The organism is Gelidimonas denitrificans (genome assembly GCF_055694065.1).
Map to the genome: position 1 here is coordinate 1065128 of NZ_CM146350.1, position 19843 is coordinate 1084970.

Below are 19843 nucleotides of genomic sequence, written 5' to 3' on the forward strand. Positions count from 1 at the left end.
TTGCAAAGAACAACAATGAAAATCGCAGTCTTGCCGGGCGATGGCATCGGCCCTGAAATCATCGAACAAGCGGTGTTGATACTTAACGCGCTGGGCGAATCTTTTGAGATGGAAACTGCGCCTGTCGGCGGTGCCGGTTATGCCGCGCATGGTCACCCGCTGCCGGAAGGTACGCTGAAACTGGCGAAAGAGGCCGATGCCATCCTGTTTGGCGCGGTCGGCGACTGGAAATACGACACGCTGGAACGTTCGTTGCGCCCGGAACAGGCAATTCTAGGCTTGCGCAAAAACCTGAATCTGTTCGCCAATTTCCGGCCTGCTATTTTGTATCCGGAACTGGCTGGCGCATCCACACTGAAGCCGGAAGTGGTTTCTGGTCTCGACATTCTGATCATCCGCGAACTGACCGGCGACGTTTATTTCGGCCAGCCACGCGGTGTGCGCGAATGTCCGGACGGCCCGTTCAAGGGCCAGCGCGAAGGTTTCGACACCATGCGCTATGCGGAAGGTGAAATCCGCCGCATTGCCCACGTCGCATTCCAGGCGGCGCAAAAACGCGACAAACGCCTGACCAGTGTGGACAAGGCCAATGTGCTGGAAACCTTCCAGTTCTGGAGAGACATCGTCACCGACGTCCACCGCGAATATCCGGACGTGGCGCTGGACCACATGTATGTTGACAACGCCGCCATGCAACTGGTGCGGGCCCCGAAGAAATTCGACGTGATAGTGACCGGCAATCTGTTCGGCGACATCTTGTCGGATGCCGCTGCGATGCTGACCGGTTCGATCGGCATGTTGCCATCGGCTTCGCTGGACGCCAACAACAAGGGTTTGTATGAGCCGTCACATGGTTCCGCACCCGATATCGCCGGCAAAGGCGTGGCCAACCCGCTGGCCACGATTCTGTCGGCAGCGATGATGTTGCGTTTCTCGCTGAACAAGGCGCAGCAGGCTGATCGGATTGAAGCCGCCGTCAAGAAAGTGCTGGCGCAAGGCTTGCGCACACCGGATATCTTTGAGGCTGGCACGCGCAAGGTCGGCACCCAAGAAATGGGCGCGGCGGTGTTGCAAGCACTGGCCTGAGTAGTACCTTATATCGGTAACGATTGAAATATTTTTGGAATTGCACGTGAGGAAATTATGAAATTAGTCGGTTTAGTCGGTTGGCGCGGCATGGTTGGTTCGGTCCTGATGCAGCGCATGCAGGAAGAGGGCGATTTCGCCCATATCGAACCCGTATTCTTTTCGACCTCGAACGCGGGTGGCACAGCGCCCACAATGGCGAAAAATGAAACGGCGTTGAAAGACGCCAATGACCTCGATGCACTCAAGAAATGCGACATCATCATCACGTGCCAAGGCGGCGATTACACCACCGAAGTGTTTCCAAAGTTGCGTGCAGCAGGCTGGAACGGCTACTGGATCGATGCGGCATCGACCTTGCGTATGCAGGACGATGCGATCATCGTGCTCGATCCGGTTAATCTGGGCGTCATCAGAACCGCGCTGGACAATGGCGTGAAAACCTATGCGGGCGGCAATTGCACCGTGTCTTGCATGCTGATGGGTTTGGGCGGCTTGTTCCAGCATGATTTGGTGGACTGGATGACCGCGATGACGTATCAGGCTGCCTCGGGCGGCGGAGCCCAGCACATGCGCGAATTGCTGACCCAGTTTGGCACCATCAATTCTTCGGTGAAAGCGTTGCTGGACGACCCGGCTTCCGCCATCCTGGAAATCGACCGTCAGGTACTCGCCACACAACATGGTATGGGCGCTGATGAAACCCAGCAATTCGGTGCTCCTCTGGCCGGCAACCTGATTCCGTGGATAGACAAGGACCTCGGCAACGGCATGTCGCGCGAAGAATGGAAGGCCGGCGCCGAAACCAACAAAATTCTCGGCAAGGGTGAAGGATTCGGTTCCAGGGCGATTCCGGTGGATGGCCTTTGCGTGCGCGTGGGCGCGATGCGTTGCCATTCCCAGGCATTGACCATCAAGCTCAAAAAAGATGTGCCGCTCGATGAAATCAACGACATCATTGCGCAGAATAATCAATGGGTGAAAGTGGTGCCGAACAACCGCGAAGCATCGATGCGGGATTTGACGCCTGCTGCAGTTACGGGCAGCCTGACCATCCCAGTGGGGCGCATGCGCAAGATGCAGATGGGTGGCGAATATCTTTCCGCATTTACGATTGGCGACCAACTGTTGTGGGGTGCAGCAGAACCCTTGCGAAGGATGCTAAGGATATTGCTGGAAGCATAATTTTTTGTTGTAAATATACAAATCTAACCCACTGAATTTTATTCGAGAGAATGTTTGGTGGGTTTTGCATATCAAGTGTGGGCTTAGTGAATGTGGTTCGCTTGCACGGCAAAGATTGTAATGATATGTTGATCGCTCTGAGAACAATATTGCCCGGAAGCAGTAATCGTGTTTCTTGTAAGGTAAGCTAACCGTAAGCATAAATATGCCAATCAATACGCATCCAAAAAGCCCGTCCAAATTTATTTCCTCTAGCCTAAGAACACTAGCCTTTGCTGTGGCTTCGACCGTATTGTGTTCTGCAGCGCATGCTGCCGGCTTGGGTAAACTGACGGTTTTGTCCTCGCTCGGACAGCCGCTCAGGGCGGAAATTGAACTATCTTCTACCTCTCAAGACGAGGCCGGATCTTTAGTGGCGAAACTGGCCCCAACCGATGCATATCGACAAGCTAAAATTGATTTCAATCCTGTCTTGCTGTCATTGCGTTTCGCTATTCTGCAGCGTGGAGGGCGGCAAGTCATTAGCATGACTTCAACGCAGCCAATTAATGAGCCGTTCGTTGACGTGCTGCTTGAACTGGGCGGGAACAAAGGCCGCCTGATTCGCGAATACACTTTCTTGCTGGACCCGGCTGACTTGCGCCTGAGTCAGAATGCCCAGGTAGTTACACCGGTGGCGGTGCCCGTTGCGCCGGCGCTGGCAACCGCAGCGTCCGCCCCAGGATTGCCCCCGCAAGAAAGGGCCGCAGGGGTCAATAATCCGGTGGCAAAAGAACGTTCCAGGGCAATCGAAGACAAAAAATCCGCCAGTTATAGAGTCAAGAGCGGGGATACGCTGACTCTTGTTGCATTGAAATTCAAGCCGGAAGGCATTTCGCTGGATCAAATGCTGGTTGCATTGTATCGGGCGAATCCGAATGGATTTGTCGGCAACAACATGAACCGGATGCGTGCCGGCGCTGTTTTGTCGGTTCCCGACAGTAATACTACAAGCAACGTCGCGTCACCTGCCGCTTCTGCCGTCGTGATTGCTCAGGCTGCTGACTTCAACGCTTATCGTAACCAACTTGCCGGCAAGATTGCCCGAGACGCAGCAAAATCTTCTGCCGCAACGAAACAAAATGCGCAAAATACGCAAAGTGCGGTAGGCAAGATTGAGGCCAAAGTCGAAGAAACGCAGGCAACCGTTTCTGAATCAAAAGATAAATTGCAGTTATCCAAAGCGGTTGCCGGGGCCGGCAGCCCAGCCGGACTGGCTAACGGAGCTGCGCTTGGCGGCGAAAACACAATTGCAGCCGATAAAGCGCTAGAAGAGGCAAGTGCGCGCATTAAGATCCTGGAGAAGAATTTAAACGACTTGCAACAGCTTCTGGAGATCAAGAATAAATCGCTGACGGAACAACAACTTAATGCACAAACTGCTCAAACTTTGAAAGTGGCGCAGCCAGCAACGCCTGCTGCAGTTGTCCCAGTTGCCGCATTGTCAGCGCCGGCGCCGACAAAAGCGAAAGTAGTCGCTGCAGAGCCGCTCGCCAAAACAAGTTTCTTTGACGAATTACTGGATAATCCTTTATTGCTGCCTGGCGCCGGTATTCTGATCGCCATTCTGGGCGCTTTCGGTATCTACAGTAATCGCCGTAGAAAAAAATCGCACAATAAGTTCGACGACAGCACGTTTGCCGCATCGGGTCTGCAAACGAATTCACTTTTTGGCTCGACCGGCGGCCAAAGCGTGGATACCAACAATAGCGTCTTCAATTCCAGTTTTGCACCGTCAGCCAGCCAACTCGACGCCAATGAAGTCGATCCGGTCGCTGAAGCAGATGTGTACATTGCCTATGGGCGCGATGCTCAGGCTGAAGAAATTTTGAAAGAGGCGTTGAGGACGCAGCCGGACCGCCATCCGGTACGTCTGAAGTTGCTTGAAATTTATGCGAATCGCAAGGATTTACGCTCTTTTGAGATGCTTGCCAGCGAACTGTATGGAATGACAAAGGGGGAAACTGATGAGTGGCATCAGGCTGCCCGGCTCGGTGCGGCACTGGACCCGAATAATCCTTTATATGCCGGTGGCGCGCTTTCTGAAGAAATCGCTGCCAAGGCCGTTGCATTGGGTGCGCCAACCTTGCCCCTGGAAGAACTTGATCCGGAAGCTCTGCTGGGCAATTCGCAATCGCATGCCAACGTTGATTCGGTGGAGTTTGCATTCGAAGCTATCGAACCGGTGCCGGTAATTGGACCCAAGCCTGAATCTGCCGAATCGATTGATCCGGTTCCTGATTATATTGCCGAGGCAGAGAATTCGATTTCCAATGGACTTGATTTTGATTTGGGTGAGATTGCTGACTCTACATCGGAATTCGATACAGTCGCGACCAAGGATAACGAGCCTGACGATAGCAGCATTGATTTTGTAACTGAATCCCTGGCTGAACCCGTCATGCCGGAAAAGGAAGTGGAGGCCGCACCTAATTCCATTTTTCCCAAGTTCGATTTGGATGAATTCGATTTTGATTTCCTGGGAAGCACAGCAACCGACAAAGCAGATGCCGGGCAAGATTCGCAGCTACCATTGGCGAATGCGGCTCATGCCGCTTTGCCTGTAATGGATGCTGAAATTGAAATTGAACTTGAACCTGAAACGGAAGCTTCTGCCGAGCCGACAACACCAGGGCTAGAGTTCGATTTATCCGGATTCGATCTGGATTTTGATCCAGTCGAGCAGCCAAGCGCGTCTACTCCAGATGAATTAGATCAAGTGGCACAATCCGATATGGTTTTTGGAGATGTTGAAATGTCGACAAAACTCGACCTGGCAGTTGCTTACCAGGAAATTGGCGACAAGGAAGGTGCTCGCGAGTTGCTGGATGAGGTGCTGATGGATGGCACAGCGGCGCAAATCGAGAAAGCCAAAATCATGCTGGCCGAACTGGTCTGATTACTTATGTTGCAAAGGACGGGCGCAGCGTTTTGCTGACGCCCGTTTTATTTTTTGATATTGAATGGATCTGAATTGAAGCGCATAGCCCTCGGTATTGAGTACGACGGTTCGCCCTGGTCTGGCTGGCAAACCCAGCCGGATGGCAGGACAGTTCAGGATGTACTGGAATCCGGACTCGGTAAATTCACCCGGCGCGAGATGGCAACCGTGTGCGCTGGCCGCACCGATGCAGGTGTCCACGCAATAGAACAAGTAGTGCATTTTGATACCGATATAAGCCGGGAAACGGCTTCCTGGGTGCGCGGCGTGAATGCTTTTCTACCGCCCTCGATTGCAGTACGCTGGGCCTGCGAAGTCAAGCGTGATGACGATGTGGCTGACCACGCATCTGGCCATTTCCATGCGCGCTTTAGCGCGAGCGCGCGCACTTATCATTACGTCATCTATAACCATCCGATCAGATCGCCACTGTTGACCGGAAAAGTCGGCTGGGTATTTCGTCCGCTGGATGAAAACAACATGCGCATTGCAGCCCAAGCGCTGATTGGCGTACATGATTTCTCCGCCTTCCGGGCCTCGCAGTGCCAGGCAAAATCTCCTGTGCGGACGATGCATGCGATCGATATTGTGCGCAACGGCAATTTGATTGTAATTACCTTGTGTGGCAATGCTTTTTTGCATCACATGGTTAGAAATATCGTCGGGTCCTTGATATTCATCGGCAACGGTAAAAAGTCATCCGATTGGCTAAAAGAAGTACTGGAGGGGCGCGATCGGAAGTATGCAGCGCCAACATTCATGCCCGATGGACTGTATCTGGCGAAAATTGAATACGATCAAAAATGGCGATTGCCACAGGAAGAGATGAATTTTTTGCCGTGGATATAAGGCTATCAACTATTTCATGATTATTGAAATATGTTGGAGTATGCTAAATATCGTATTAAACGCCGCTTTAATTCATTGGCTATTATAAAAATACGGTAGATAGTATGTGTAAAAAATTTAATGGCTTGGCAATGACAGCCAGCGCGGACACGAATATCGTTTGATATAAGTTTGTAAATGCTGGTGATGATTAGATCGACGCCACTTTGGCAAAACCTGTTTTTGACCAAAGTGAAGATTCCGGCGCCATCGTTGACGCCGTGGGGTGCAGGGCATCAACGATGGCATTGCAAATCAGGAACCCTTGCAGCCACAACCGCCGCCACCACCGCCGCATCCGCCTGATTGCGGCGCATTATCGGCATCAGCCGCTGCTACCGGCTGTTTTGGGTGGATAGTGAAATCAATCACCACGGCATCCGGGCCATTTTGCACATATTCATGGCGAACCTGGCCATCGTAGCGCTGCTGAATCTGGCTCAATAATGGCAGAGGATCATGATCGTTGACAAAGCGCATTACATCGCCTTGCTCCAACGATTCCAGCGCACCAAAAATGGCCGCATGGCGCAAGCGTTTGGAAACGCCACGTACATCGAATTGATAAACTTCAGGGGTTGCTTGGATTGACATAATAAATTCCGAAAAAGTAATACGTCATCCTATTTTTTACCCTGCGTGATTTCCTTAAGACCGATCAAGTTTTTGCAAAGGTGTTCAGCGTCGGGCCCGCCGTGCGCACTTTAAAACGGCTGGCGGCCTCCAGGCTCTTAGAATGCATACCCGACACCGATCAGCAGCACGTCGGTGTCGCGGTGGTAGTCGGTGAGGACGCGGTTCCATGAAAATCGCAGCAGGAAGTCCTGACTCAAGCGGTAACGCGCGCCTATCGAGAGCAAACCTGCCCATTGCTTGCGCTTGTCCTGCCCGCGGTCGAAGGCGAGGTAAGGCCCGGCACCAACTCCCAGCGCAAGCCGTTCGTTCAGCGGACGTACCAGCCAAAGTTGCGTGGCTACGCCTTGGCGGCGCAGCAGGTGGGCATCGTTTTCGTTCAGCCAGGTGAGCGTCCAGTCCAGATTGCGGCCAAGTCCGCGCCGGTATTCCAGGCTGGTGGCCGTCGCATCTTCAGAGTGGAAGCTGTTGACTATGGTTTGCCCCACCGACAGCGTCAGTTCGTGGCCGGTGGCCGACCGGTCTGACGACGACATGGTGCTCTGCGCATCCGGCACCGGCGAGTCATCAAGACGGTAGCCGACACCGAGCAGCACGGAAGAAGTATCGATGCCGTCGGGCACAACAACCCGGTTGGCGCGCAGCTGCACGAACCAGCGCCGTTGCGTCTGCCAGGTCGCTGCCAGGCTGGCCAGCATGCCCCAGCCGTGCTCGTTGAGGTGATCGGCGCCGTTGATGGAAGTGGTGTCGAAGTAAAAATAAGGACCGATCCCGGCGGCAACCGAGAGCCCCGGCCCCAGCTCGTTGGTGCGCGCCCAAATCTGGGCGCCGATGCCGTCGCGGTGATGGTTAGCCGGGTGGCCCTCGTTGAGATAGGTCAGGCCCAGTGCTGCATGATTGCCGAGCCGGTGTTGATAGTCCAGCGACCAGGCATAGGTATTTTCATCCGTATGGCGCTGTTTCAGTCCCCCAGCCAGTATGGAAATCTCCTGCGCCTGCACAGAATGCGCGACCAGACTCAACAACAGGAAAATGGCAAAAAGCGCATCACGCATCTTGATTGACTCCGTCAACTCGGATACCGGGGGCAGAACACGATTTATCCAGATAAAACCGATGCCGACAGCGGGCACCGAATCACGCGCCTTCGAAGCGGACACGCTTGATTATAAGGTTATCGCATTTGCAATGTTGATGGCTAATGCAAGGTTTCTTGCTTGATGTTGCGTCAGCTGCAGTTATTCGCCTGCACTTGCTGTAAAACAACGCTGGCTACACGTGTAGGATTTAAGAAATACATGGGTATGCGATAGAAACATCGACTTGCCGCATGAATTCACTATGAGTTGAAAAATACAGTATTAAGTATATTGCAGGCGCAGAATGTGAAAGAAATCCAGATTATGCATGCTAGGGACGCTGTTTTTCTGTCTCGGATTGTGCCGGCATGGGTAAAAATCCCAAGCGCCGCGCCTTGTCTACCGCCTCAAACACCGCTTGTTTGACGAATTTTTCCAGTGTGGCGGTGTCACGCAATTTCTCAGCAATAGGATCGGGCTGCTGATTTAAATCGATTGAATCTTGTTCCATGATGTTTCCTCATAAATTTTATCCTGTACGCCAACTGCACCTTCTGCAATTAACTGCGGGTTAGCAGGTTCAGAATTGTCGAATACGCTCCATTCGTCCGCAATCGGCAAATACAGCGAGCGAAAATTTTGCACGCTGCGTGCATAGCGCCGTGCGATCACATCGGGCGGAATATCATGCCCACCCATCCGTACACGCAATGCAACCCGTTCTTGCGCCAGCCTCACAGTATTGAGCCAGACATAGCAAAGATCAACCCGATAGCCTTGCGCTTTCAGTTTAGTCAGGAAAACCGAAAAGGTACGACTGGATAAGGTAGATTCAAACGCAAAACTCTTGCCCGAGCCAGCCAATTCATGCAAGCGACGCAACATGATGCGCCCCGCTTCAAACGCAGCGGCTTCCGGATTAAAAGCGGAAAGCCCGGCAGCGATTTGATCCACATTCACAAAATCCGGAATCGCCAGATAGTCACGCAAGACCAGCGGCGCAATGGTGGATTTGCCTGCGCCGTTGGGACCGCCTATGACGATTACGTGGGGTTGGGGCATGGTGGTTTGCTTGGTTCTTGATATGGGGTTGAGTGTTGTGCTGGTGAAACTTTAGCCCAACCTACGGGCTGTTGGTGTGCGACTTGCGGTCTTAGATCGATATTGCGCGCGCAAAATCATTGTCAGATCTAAAATCATCAAAGGCAGGCCACCTTAATGCATCAAACCGAAATGTCTTGTCGTCTTCCATGGCTTTTTTGATATTTTCTAACATTTCATTTTTCTTGTTTAGAAGTGCATAGGATGCGGCTTTGACACTGTGTGACGATGTGAAATTTAGAACGGTTTCCAGCCGACTAGTTTGTACTTTATTTTTAAGTTTTTTACACGCTATTTCGTAGTTAATAATTTCTCCTTCAGCCTCAGCCCGGTAGGGCGGAAAAGCGAAGCGCATTCCGCCGAATGACCACTTACTTCCCCCAACTATCCTTCAAAGTCACCACCCGATTAAACACCGGCTTCCCGGCCACAGAATCCACCCGATCCACCACAAAATACCCTTGCCGCTCGAACTGATAGCGGTCTTCCGGCATCGCGGCGGCCAAGCTGGGTTCCAGGTAGGCCATCACCACTTCCTTGGCGGTCGGGTTCAGGGCCAGTTTGAAGTCGCGGCCGCCGGCGTCGGGTTGCGGATCGGTGAACAGGCGATCAAACAGGCGCACTTCGGCTTGCAGCGCTTCGTGGCTGCTGACCCAGTGGATGTTGCCTTTGACTTTGTAATTGGCGCTGCCCTCAGTGCCGCTTTTGCTGTCGGGGAAATAGTTGCAATGCACGGCGATTACATTGCCGTCGGCGTCTTTGTCGCAACCGGTGCATTCGATTACATAGCCGTAACGCAGCCGCACTTTGTTGCCGGCCTTGTCGCCGATCGGCGGATAGAGGCGGAAGTAGCCTTTGCTCGGCTCTTGCATGAAGTCATCTTGCTCGATCCAGAGTTCACGGCTGATGTTGAAGTGGCGCAGGCCGCGTTCCGGGTAATGCGGGTGGATCGGGGAGGTGCAGGCGTCGCGCAACTCTGCGGGGAAGTTGTCGATGATCAGTTTTAGCGGACGCAATACGGCGGCGGCGCGCGGCGCTTTCGGGTCCAGGTCTTCGCGCAGGCAGCCTTCGAGCGTGCTCATGTCGATCCAGCCGTCGGATTTGGTGACGCCGATGCGTTCGCAAAACAGTTGGATCGATTCCGGCGTGTAGCCACGGCGGCGGATGCCGACGATGGTTGGCATGCGTGGATCGTCCCAGCCATCGACGATGCCTTCGTCCACCAGTTGTCGCAGCTTGCGCTTGCTGGTGACGACGTAGGTCAGGTTCAGCCGCGCGAATTCGTACTGGTGCGGCACCGGTTTCTGGAAGAAACCACCTGCGGCGCAGCGCTCTATGATCCAGTCGTAGAACGGGCGGTGATCCTGGAATTCCAGCGTACAGACCGAATGCGTGATGTGTTCGAGCGCGTCCGACAGCGGATGCGTGAAATCGTACATCGGGTAGATGCACCAGGTGTCGCCGGTGCGGTGATGATGCGCGTGGCGGATGCGGTAGATGGCAGGATCGCGCAGGTTCATGTTGGGCGAAGCCATGTCGATCCTGGCGCGCAGGATGTGTTCGCCATCCTTGAATTCGCCTGCCTTCATGCGCCGAAACAGGTCCAGTGATTCGGCGGCCGGGCGCTGGCGGAACGGCGAATCGATGCCGGGCTGGTTGAAGTCGCCGCGGTTGGCTGCCATGTCTTCGGCGCTCTGGCTGTCGACATAGGCGTGGCCGCTTTTGATCAGGTATTCGGCCATGTTGTAGAGCTGGTCGAAGTAATCGCTGGCGTAGTGCAAATGTTCGATGCCGTCCTGTTCCCAGCTGAAGCCGAGCCACTTGACGCTGTCGATGATGGTGTCGACGTATTCCTGATCTTCCTTGGCCGGGTTGGTGTCGTCGAAACGCAGATGGCAGCGTCCATCGTAATCGCGCGCCAGACCGAAATTCAGGCAGATCGATTTGGCATGGCCGATGTGCAGGTAGCCGTTCGGCTCCGGCGGGAAGCGGGTAATCACGTTCGGCAAACCGGGGCGAGTGTAAGTGCCGGCCTGGAGGTCGGTCTCGACGATGGCGCGCAGGAAGTTGGAGGTGGCCGGAGTTGTTGCGGCGGCTTGGCCATTGCCTTTTTTGATGTCGGTGCTCATGTGTGTTCTTTGATGATGTGTTGGATTGATATTGGTTGAAAGCATTCTACCGTAGAGGCTGACAGGCAGTCGGCTAGTGTGGCTGATGCAATAGTGCAACAGGCAGCCTTGCCAGACGTTAGACTGATGGGCTTTGATTGGCCCAGTTGCACCGAACCGCGCCGAATCGCCATTTTGTTTCCAAGCCTGCCATCCGATGACCGAAATACTATTGCTGTGCCTGTTCGCCTTTTTTGCCGGCTTGATCGATGCGGCAGTCGGCGGCGGCGGTTTGATCCAGATTCCTGCGCTGTTTAATTTCATGCCGACTACCGCGCCGGCGACTCTGTTCGGCACCAATAAGGTGGCGGCTATTTCCGGCACTTTTTTCTCTGCGCGCTCGTATTTCAAGCGGGTGCGCATTGCCTGGACGCTGGTGTTGCCGGCTGCGGCCAGCGCGTTCGTGATGGCATTCGCCGGAGCGGCGACGGTGTCGATGGTGCCGAAATCGTTTCTGAAACCGGTGGTGTTCTTCCTGCTGGTGGTAATTGCAATTTATACGCTGTGGAAAAAGGATTTTGGCACTATCCACAAGCCGGTCCAGGTCGGCCGGCGCGAAAAAATTATCGCGGTGCTGATCGGCGGCGCGATCGGTTTTTACGACGGCTTGTTCGGCCCCGGCACCGGCAGTTTTTTGATCTTCCTGTTCATTCGCTTCTTCGCGTTCGATTTTCTGAATGCTTCGGCTGCCGCCAAATTCGTCAATATCGCCACCAATGCGGCCGCGCTGGCTTTCTTCGTACCGGCCGGCTATGTGTTGTGGCAAGTTGCGCTGCCGATGGCGCTGGCCAATATTATTGGCGCGGTTTGCGGCACTTGGCTGGCGCTGCACAAGGGTGCCGGATTTGTGCGGGTATTGTTTCTGGTGCTGGTGACAACGCTGATCATGAAGCTCGGCTACGAGATATTCTTTTAACTGATTCAGCGTTGGTTTGATGGGATTATTGCGTGGTCATTGCGCGTTGTTTCTGGCAGCCACAAGTCTTTTGCCAATGGCGCGCTAATGATCAATAGCTAATAACTAACGCGCGCTCGAAAAAGCCTTCTTCAGTGCCTCCGCCGCCATTTTTTCCGCTGCTTTTGCTTTCGGCACGACGGCTCCCATGCCAAAGAACTCGTGCGTGACGCCGGTATATTCTTTATACGTAACCTTCACGCCGTCTTTCTTCAATCGGTCGGCATAGCTTTTTCCCTCAGAGCGTAGCGGGTCGATTTCAGCTGCAATCACCGTAGCCGAAGGCAGACCTTTCAAGGATTTTGCTTTCATCGGCAATGCGTAAGGATTGTCGCCGTCCTCCTCCTTGCTGGAGTAGTGCTTGAAAAACCATTGCATCATGGCCTTATTGAGCGGTTTGGCTTCGGCATTTTCCTGATACGAAGGGGTATTGAAGCCGTTATTAACCACCGGGTAGACCAGCAATTGATGCACCGGCAAAGGCGCCTGTTTGTCCCGCGCCATCAGCGACACCACTGCCGCCAAGTTGCCGCCGGCGCTTTCGCCGCCTACCGCAACACGCTTCGGATCTGCATTGATTTCTTTCGCATGTTCCAGCACCCAGGTGTAAGCGGCGTAGGCATCGTTGGGCGCGGCTGGAAATTTATGCTCGGGTGCCTGGTGATAGTCCACCGCCACCATGATGGCTTGCGCGCCTTTGGCCAAGGCACGGGGCGAGGCATCATACGTTTTCGTATTTGCGATGACAAAGCCGCCGCCGTGGTAATACAGCATGACCGGAAACGGTCCTTTTCCTTGCGGGGTGTAGACGTGAATCGGAATTTCGCCGGCTGGCCCCGCAATCGTCATGTCTTTCACGCTCACGCCCGGTTCAGGGTCTGTGCTTTTTCCTTGATCCTGCAATACTTTCTTGACCGCATCCGCCGGCGTGGGCTGTTTGCGCGCTTCTTCGGGGGTTAAGGTTTCAAGCGGTTTTGCTCCAAGCGCTGCCAGCGCATCGAGCACCTTTTGCATGTGCGGTTCGGCCATTGACTGCTTGCTGGCAGGTTTTACGTCATTTTTCGGGTCATTTTTCGCATCATTTTCTTGTGCAGGAGAGAAGCCGGCAGCCAGGAAGAGTGCAGTGGGAACAATAAAATAGGTGCTTTTCATGCCAAGTTCTTTCTGATTGTTATTCAAAATTGATTGGGAGCATTCCTGGACATTGTAAATATGCAAATTTGGCTGATTTTGCCACCCACTCGAATATGCGGTGCATTGCCTATTGCGCGGCTGGGCCAAGTTAGTCATGGTGTTTTTCTTGTTCGTTCCTACTTGCGTAACAATTAGTTGAAATTAGTACAAACCCGGATCGATTTCAAGCGGGGGATGCTTGGTTTGTGCGTAACAACAAATTCATTGTTCTGGTTCAAATCAGCCGGCCATAACATTGCTACGGATTAACGCGCGCTGTTTCAATCACCTCGCTAGCGCCGGGCTTTGTGGGTGCAGTTTCATAGGGAGTATGGTGATAAATACAGTGTTTTATGCATATATTCACTGCGTAAATTATAAATACATTATCCAGTATGATTTTAATGCCAGGTCACTGTGCTGCAAATGCGCTTCGAACCGCTTCCAGCCGCTTGCGGTTGACGCCGAAATCCTTGCGCCCCAGGCGCGATGCCGAGCGCATCTGGATCACTCCGGCTGGTTCGTCGAGTGCAAATTCGACATCGTCGATATATTTCATCAGAAGCGTCTGAAATTGCGCGTACAGATAGCCGGGTTCGGCGCTGATGACGGTGGCGCCGCGCATGCCGCGCACGATGGCGGTCAGCCTGGCGAAAGCCGCCTTGCCGTCGCCGCGATAGACGAGCGGGGCGATCACGTGATAATCGGTGTGCGGATGCAGCGCGGCCTGGCTGGAAACGCTGTTCCAGGCGTCGGCCCGCGGTGGTTTTAGCTGGCCGTCGTGCAGCCCCAGATCGGCCGGCTGTTTGCCGTTAAGCAGCCCGGCCTGACCGACCGCCAGCACCAGCAGCGGAATGACGATGAACACGACGACGGCGATCACACGCAGAGTTTGGCTCATGATGGGCGGCTGGCTGGTATCAATGATTGGTATATTACCGTCATGCGTAAAACATTGTGGCCCTATCCGAAAATCGTCGCCCATCGCGGCGGCGGCGCGCTGGCTCCCGAAAACACGCTGGCGGCGTTGCGCTGCGGCTTGGCGCACGGTTTTCATGCGGTCGAGTTCGATGTGATGTTGAGCCGGGACGAAATTCCGGTGCTGATGCATGACGAGCAATTCGGCCGCACCATCAGTGGCGCTGGCAGCGTGCCGACGTCGAGTGCGGCTGAACTGGCCGCGCTGGACGCCGGCAGCTGGTTTGGCAGCGCATTTGCCGGCGAACCGGTACCGAGCTATGCGCAAGTGGCGGCGTTCTGCCGGGCCCAGGCTATCTGGATGAACGTCGAACTCAAGCCGGCCGCTGGTTTCGAGGCTGCAACCGGGCGCGTGACGGCGACGCTGACGCGGCAACTGTTTGCCGACGAAATCGCCGCTGAAATTGCAACTCCAAGCGCCGCTCCGCGCGCTTTGCCCTTGTTTTCTTCATTTTCTTTTGATGCATTGATGGCGGCCCGGGCCGCTGCGCCTGAAATCCCACGCGGCTATCTGGTGGATGTGATCCCGCCCGACTGGCGCGCACGATTGCTTGCGTTGGCGGCAGTGGCGCTGCACACCAATCATCAAAATCTGTCACGCACACTGGCGCAGCAGGTAAAGGCGGCGGGCTATGGCCTTTTTTGTTACACCGTCAACGACCCGGCGCGGGCTGCGGAAATTCTGTCCTGGGGCGTGGACGGATTTTGCACTGATCGCATCGACCTGATCGGCGCGGATTTTTCGCTGGGTGCGGCGGCGACGTAATTGCTGATAAATAGCCAATTTATAGCCGCTTAATGGACGGTAAGCGGCGGGTAAATGCCATTTACCCATCACGTATAATCGTTTTTCTTGCAAAGCATCTTTTATAACGCATTCTTATTCTTAGCCAAAGCACATGAACTCGTCCGAAATCCGCGATAAATTCCTCCAGTTTTATGAATCCAAGGGCCATACGGTGGTGCGCTCATCAAGCCTGATTCCCGGCAATGACCCGACCTTGTTGTTTACCAACTCCGGCATGGTGCAGTTCAAGGACGTGTTTCTGGGCCAGGACAAGCGCAACTACACCCGCGCCACGACTGCGCAGCGCAGCCTGCGTGCCGGCGGCAAGCACAACGATCTGGAAAACGTCGGCTATACCGCGCGTCACCATACTTTTTTCGAGATGCTGGGCAATTTCTCGTTTGGCGATTATTTCAAGCGCGACGCGATCCATTACGCATGGGAATTGCTGACTTCGGTCTACAAGATGCCGAAAGAAAAGCTGTGGGTAACCGTCTATTTTGAGGACGACGAAGCGTATGCGATCTGGGAAAAGGAAATCGGCGTGCCGGCCGAGCGCATCATCCGCATCGGCGACAACAAGGGCGCGCGCTACGCATCGGACAACTTCTGGCAGATGGCGGAAACCGGCCCGTGCGGCCCGTGCAGCGAGATTTTTTACGACCACGGCGCCGAAATTTGGGGCGGCCCTCCGGGCAGCGCCGAGGAAGACGGCGACCGTTACATCGAGATATGGAATCTGGTCTTCATGCAGTTCAACAAGGACGAGAAAGGCGTGCTGCACCCGTTGCCGAAACCTTGTATCGACACCGGCATGGGACTGGAGCGCATCACCGCAGTGCTGCAACATGTGCATTCGAATTACGACATCGACAGCTTCCAGACGCTGATCATCGCTGCGGCGCGTGAAACCGGCTGCATGGACCTGACCGACAATTCGCTCAAAGTGATTGCCGATCATATCCGCGCCTGTTCCTTCCTGGTCGTCGATGGCATCATCCCCGGCAATGAGGGGCGCGGCTATGTGCTGCGTCGCATCGTGCGCCGCGCGTTGCGCCACGGTCACAAGCTGGGTCAGACCAAACCGTTCTTCTTCAAGCTGGTCAAGGATCTGGTGGGCGTGATGGGCAATGCCTATCCGGAACTGACTGATGCCGCATCCCGCGTCGAGCAGGTATTGCAACAGGAAGAAGAACGCTTCGGCGAGACGCTGGAACACGGCATGAAACTGCTGGAAACCGCGCTGGCCAAGAACAGCAAGAAGCTCGATGGCGATACCGCCTTCGCCTTGTATGACACTTTCGGTTTCCCGCTCGACTTGACCGCTGACATCTGCCGCGAACGCAATATCACGCTCGACGAGGCAGGTTTCGATGCTGCGATGGCGCGCCAGAAGTCAACCGCGCGCGCCGCCGGCAAATTCAAGATGGCGGCCGGTATCGAATACAGCGGCGACAAGACCCAATTCGTCGGTTACGACCGCTTGATCGAGGCCGGCAAAGTCGTCGCGCTGTATGTGGACGGCACCGCGGTACAGTCGATTGCGGCGGGCCAGCATGCGATTGTGGTGCTCGATAGCACGCCGTTCTATGCGGAATCGGGTGGACAGGCGGGCGACTCCGGCGTGCTGGAATCGGTCTATGGCGCTGACGCGGCGCGCTTCGAAGTGGAAGACACGCAAAAAATCCAGGCCAACGTTTTTGGCCATCACGGCATCCTGAACAAAGGCGTGCTGACTATCGGCGATACGCTCAATGCGCAGGTCGATGCGGCTGTGCGCGCGCACAGCATGCGCAACCATTCGGCCACGCATTTGATGCACAAGGCGTTGCGCGAAGTGCTGGGCAGCCATGTGGCGCAAAAAGGTTCGCTGGTCGACGCCGACAAGACCCGCTTCGATTTCAGCCATAACGCACCGATGACGGCTGACGAGATCGGTCGCGTCGAAGATATCGTCAATCGCGAAATTCTCGCCAACGTCGCGACCCAATCGCAAGTGATGTCATATGACGACGCGGTCAAGCACGGCGCGATGGCGCTGTTCGGCGAGAAATACGGCGACGAAGTGCGGGTGCTGGATATCGGTTCCTCGCGTGAATTGTGCGGTGGCACGCATGTATCGCGCACCGGCGACATCGGCTTGTTCAAGATCGTCGCCGAAGGCGGCGTCGCGGCCGGCATCCGGCGCGTCGAAGCCGTCACCGGCGAAGGTGCGCTGGCGCTGGTGCAAACCTTGAGCCGCCGGGTGCAGGACGCCGCGGCCGCACTGAAGGCGCAACCGGAAGAATTGACGCAGCGCATTATGCAAGTGCAGGACACCATCAAGACGCTGGAAAAAGAAGTCGCCGCGCTGAAATCAAAACTCGCTTCCGGTCAGGGCGATGAATTGCTCAAGCAAGCTGTGGCTGTGAACGGCATCAAGGTGCTGGCTGCAACGCTGGACGGCGCCGATGTGGCGACGTTGCGCGAAACTATGGATAAGCTCAAAGGCAAGTTGAAAACCGCCGCCATCGTGCTGGCCGCCGTCAATGACGGCAAGGTCAGCCTGATCGCCGGCGTGACTGCCGACGCGACTGCAAAAGTCAAAGCCGGCGAACTGGTGAATTTCGTCGCGCAACAGGTCGGCGGCAAAGGCGGCGGCCGCGCCGACATGGCGCAAGCCGGCGGCACCGATCCGAGCGGTCTGGCGCAAGCGCTGGCCGGCGTTGCGGCCTGGGTCGGCGAGCGCACCTGAGTATTGCTGCGGAGCGAGCGGGCTTTGCCTGATTTCAGGTTTTGCCCGGTCTGAAGCGCTGCGCCGATCATCGATTTCATGCTGATCGGCGCAGATGCGTTCACGCACCAGATTGAACGCAATGTGTTGTTTTTAATCGCATTAACATTAACTCTCCATGATTTTGCACCGGTCTGTTGCATGTAAGGATCACGATTGAAAATTATTTTGTTGCGACGCACCATGAAAATGCGTTTTCTGTGAAATTTGGCGTATTATTTGATGACTAAATTATCCACGGATAGAAATCATGCAATTTAATAAAGAGATAGATGCACGCGGTCTCAATTGCCCTCTGCCTATTCTGAAGACCAAAAAAGCGTTATCTGAAATGTTAAGCGGGCAAATATTGCACGTGCTGGCAACAGACCCTGGTTCGGTGCGGGATTTTCAGGCGTTTTCGAAACAGACCGGTAATGAATTGTTGTCACATGAAGAACACGATAGGGAGTTTGAGTACTACGTTAAACGCAAGTAATTTATAAGTAAATCCCCCGCTCCGCTGGGACTCAACAAGATAGGCGCCCACTCCAATAACGCGATTGCGATTTTGGGCGGCCTTGCCCGAAATAGGCGCATGGTGTTTTTCCTGCCGCCCCCCGCTGTACCGCCTCCGGCGTTTTGATTCGAAACGACCGGTGCGCACATTTTCCTCCACTGCACCATCCCGCCCTCTATTGTTTCTAAAAAACAATATTAACGCCTGCTGCTTTTAGCGATAGCCCCAAAAATTAGCCAGAGAATGGACCTGCGTGGACCCGCGTTCTGCCTGTGGCGGCGCACTCCCAAAAACTATTGCTGCCTGCATGGCGGTGCGATGTCTGTGCGGAAATCCAGCCTCGGATTGCGTGCCTAGTGCGGAAAGCCAGAAAATCCCTGTTTTCCAAGCTTTAAAAATTTTATAAATATTCCTTTTTATTCATGATGTTAGGCAAGTATCCTGCTGTTTTTTGAGGTTGGCATGAAAGATGCTTTTACCTGTTGCAGGCGGCAGGGTATTAATGCCGTGCGCCCGAAATGCAACGCATACAATAAATCCAAAACAGGAGAAGACAATGAATTCAAAACACCATCTCAAGAGATTCCTCACCACGCATACTCTGGCTGCACTGGTCGCGGTGGCCGGGTTTCCGCTGGTCGCGAATGCCGCTGACCTGGTTCGTCTGGGCAATCTGAAATTCGCCCACTACGGTGCGGTCGCCTATATGAAAGAAATTGCACCCAAGTACAACCTGAAAATTGAAGAGCGGGTATTTGCCAAGGGGCTCGATATCGTCCCAGCGATCATCGCCGGTGAAATCGATGTATCGGCCAGTGCGCTGGAAGCGGCGATATCCGGACGGGCCAGCGGGGTCAAGGTATTTCTGGTGGGCGGGTTTGCCAAGGGCGGCGTGCGCATCGTCGGACGCCCCGATCTGAATATCCGCAGCATTGCCGAACTTAAAGGCAAAAAAGTCGGTGTCACCAGAGGTGGCCCGCAGGAAATTCTGCTGTTTACCGAGCTGGCAAAAAACCATCTGACATGGTCGGATAAGCCGGGCAAGGATGTTCAGATCATGTACATGGGATATCCGGACCTGAACCAGGCCCTGTTGACGAAAAACATCGACGCGATGAGCCAGTCCGAGCCTTATTCCACCCAGGCGCTGAATAAAAAATATGGCACGGAAATCATGCGTCCGTATGACACCCCGCTGGGCGAGCCGGTGCGGGCGCTGGTGATGACGGAAAAAATGTACAAGGAACGACCTGACGTGGCAGTACGTTTCATGCAGTGCTTTGTGGCGGCCACACGCCATTTCATCAGCGATCCGCTAGCGGCCGAGACGTATGTCCGTGCCTCGATGTTCAGGAATCAGGTCAGCAGCGAGGATTATCGCGACGCGATGGAGAATGCCTCCTTTACAGAAGATATTTCCGTCAATCACGTGCAATTGACGACCGATTACATGGTGAAGTACGGTATCGGGAAGATGTCAAGCCCTCCTGCAGCGCTCGATTGGGTCAAACTCGATTTGCTGGGCCAGGCCAAGAAGTCGATCAAGAATTGAGAAGGG

Annotated in this window: 16 protein-coding genes and 1 pseudogene; 9 read left to right on the forward strand and 8 right to left on the reverse strand. The window is 54.5% G+C overall.

What is annotated here, in order from left to right; all coding sequences use genetic code 11:
- The first annotated feature begins 15 nt into the window (after positions 1-15).
- From leuB to truA, 4 genes are all read left to right on the forward strand, one after another.
- Positions 16-1086 carry a 3-isopropylmalate dehydrogenase gene (leuB, locus tag FKCLFG_RS04990; RefSeq protein ID WP_472615126.1) on the forward strand — a complete coding sequence of 357 codons (1071 nt, stop codon included), beginning with the start codon at positions 16-18 and terminating at the stop codon, positions 1084-1086.
- Positions 1087-1143: 57 nt separating this feature from the next.
- A complete protein-coding gene (gene asd, locus FKCLFG_RS04995) occupies positions 1144-2271 on the forward strand; it encodes an aspartate-semialdehyde dehydrogenase (protein WP_472615127.1) in 1128 nt (375 codons plus the stop codon).
- 205 nt (positions 2272-2476) lie between these two features.
- On the forward strand, positions 2477-5209 hold the full coding sequence (locus FKCLFG_RS05000) for a motility hub landmark protein FimV (protein ID WP_472615128.1): 2733 nt from the start codon (positions 2477-2479) through the stop codon (positions 5207-5209).
- 75 nt (positions 5210-5284) lie between these two features.
- On the forward strand, positions 5285-6100 hold the full coding sequence (gene truA / locus FKCLFG_RS05005; protein WP_472615129.1) for a tRNA pseudouridine(38-40) synthase TruA: 816 nt from the start codon (positions 5285-5287) through the stop codon (positions 6098-6100).
- 393 nt (positions 6101-6493) lie between these two features.
- Here the strand turns inward: truA and FKCLFG_RS05010 are convergent.
- The 6 genes and pseudogenes from FKCLFG_RS05010 to FKCLFG_RS05035 form a co-directional block, all read right to left on the reverse strand.
- Positions 6494-6733 (reverse strand): annotated as a pseudogene (locus tag FKCLFG_RS05010) (DUF2249 domain-containing protein); the annotation flags it as partial.
- Between the two features lie 137 nt (positions 6734-6870).
- Positions 6871-7932 (reverse strand): hypothetical protein, encoded by a 1062-nt coding sequence (locus tag FKCLFG_RS05015; protein ID WP_472615130.1) that lies wholly within the window; start codon positions 7930-7932, stop codon positions 6871-6873.
- A gap of 250 nt (positions 7933-8182) precedes the next feature.
- Entirely contained in the window at positions 8183-8362 is a 180-nt protein-coding gene (locus tag FKCLFG_RS05020) for a hypothetical protein (RefSeq protein ID WP_472615131.1), read from the reverse strand.
- Positions 8338-8913: a zeta toxin family protein gene (locus FKCLFG_RS05025; RefSeq protein WP_472615132.1), complete on the reverse strand. Its 576-nt coding sequence runs from the start codon at positions 8911-8913 to the stop codon at positions 8338-8340. The genes FKCLFG_RS05020 and FKCLFG_RS05025 overlap by 25 nt, the downstream gene beginning before the upstream one ends.
- 91 nt (positions 8914-9004) lie before the next feature.
- Positions 9005-9307: a TPR end-of-group domain-containing protein gene (locus FKCLFG_RS05030; protein ID WP_472615133.1), complete on the reverse strand. Its 303-nt coding sequence runs from the start codon at positions 9305-9307 to the stop codon at positions 9005-9007.
- Positions 9308-9323: 16 nt separating this feature from the next.
- Entirely contained in the window at positions 9324-11081 is a 1758-nt protein-coding gene (locus FKCLFG_RS05035) for a glutamine--tRNA ligase/YqeY domain fusion protein (RefSeq protein ID WP_472615134.1), read from the reverse strand.
- A 196-nt stretch (positions 11082-11277) separates the two neighbouring features.
- Between FKCLFG_RS05035 and FKCLFG_RS05040 the strand changes: the two genes are divergently transcribed.
- Positions 11278-12036: a sulfite exporter TauE/SafE family protein gene (locus FKCLFG_RS05040; protein ID WP_472615135.1), complete on the forward strand. Its 759-nt coding sequence runs from the start codon at positions 11278-11280 to the stop codon at positions 12034-12036.
- 105 nt (positions 12037-12141) lie between these two features.
- Here FKCLFG_RS05040 and FKCLFG_RS05045 read toward each other — a convergent pair whose 3' ends face one another.
- Together FKCLFG_RS05045 and FKCLFG_RS05050 are read right to left on the reverse strand one after the other, a co-directional pair.
- Positions 12142-13227 (reverse strand): alpha/beta hydrolase, encoded by a 1086-nt coding sequence (locus tag FKCLFG_RS05045; protein WP_472615136.1) that lies wholly within the window; start codon positions 13225-13227, stop codon positions 12142-12144.
- Positions 13228-13660: 433 nt separating this feature from the next.
- Positions 13661-14149 carry a DUF1499 domain-containing protein gene (locus FKCLFG_RS05050; protein ID WP_472615137.1) on the reverse strand — a complete coding sequence of 163 codons (489 nt, stop codon included), beginning with the start codon at positions 14147-14149 and terminating at the stop codon, positions 13661-13663.
- Positions 14150-14203: 54 nt separating this feature from the next.
- On the opposite strand from FKCLFG_RS05050, the gene ugpQ reads away from it, so the two are divergent.
- The 4 genes from ugpQ (at position 14204) to FKCLFG_RS05070 (ending at position 19837) form a co-directional block, all read left to right on the forward strand.
- The gene (ugpQ, locus tag FKCLFG_RS05055; RefSeq protein WP_472615793.1) at positions 14204-14992 is read left to right on the forward strand and encodes a glycerophosphodiester phosphodiesterase; all 789 of its coding nucleotides are present in this window, start codon (positions 14204-14206) and stop codon (positions 14990-14992) included.
- 133 nt (positions 14993-15125) lie between these two features.
- Positions 15126-17747 (forward strand): alanine--tRNA ligase, encoded by a 2622-nt coding sequence (gene alaS, locus FKCLFG_RS05060; RefSeq protein ID WP_472615138.1) that lies wholly within the window; start codon positions 15126-15128, stop codon positions 17745-17747.
- 289 nt (positions 17748-18036) lie between these two features.
- Complete coding sequence (locus tag FKCLFG_RS05065; RefSeq protein WP_472615139.1) at positions 18037-18264, forward strand: sulfurtransferase TusA family protein; 228 nt, start codon at positions 18037-18039, stop codon at positions 18262-18264.
- Between the two features lie 577 nt (positions 18265-18841).
- Entirely contained in the window at positions 18842-19837 is a 996-nt protein-coding gene (locus tag FKCLFG_RS05070) for an ABC transporter substrate-binding protein (protein ID WP_472615140.1), read from the forward strand.
- Positions 19838-19843 lie beyond the last annotated feature (6 nt).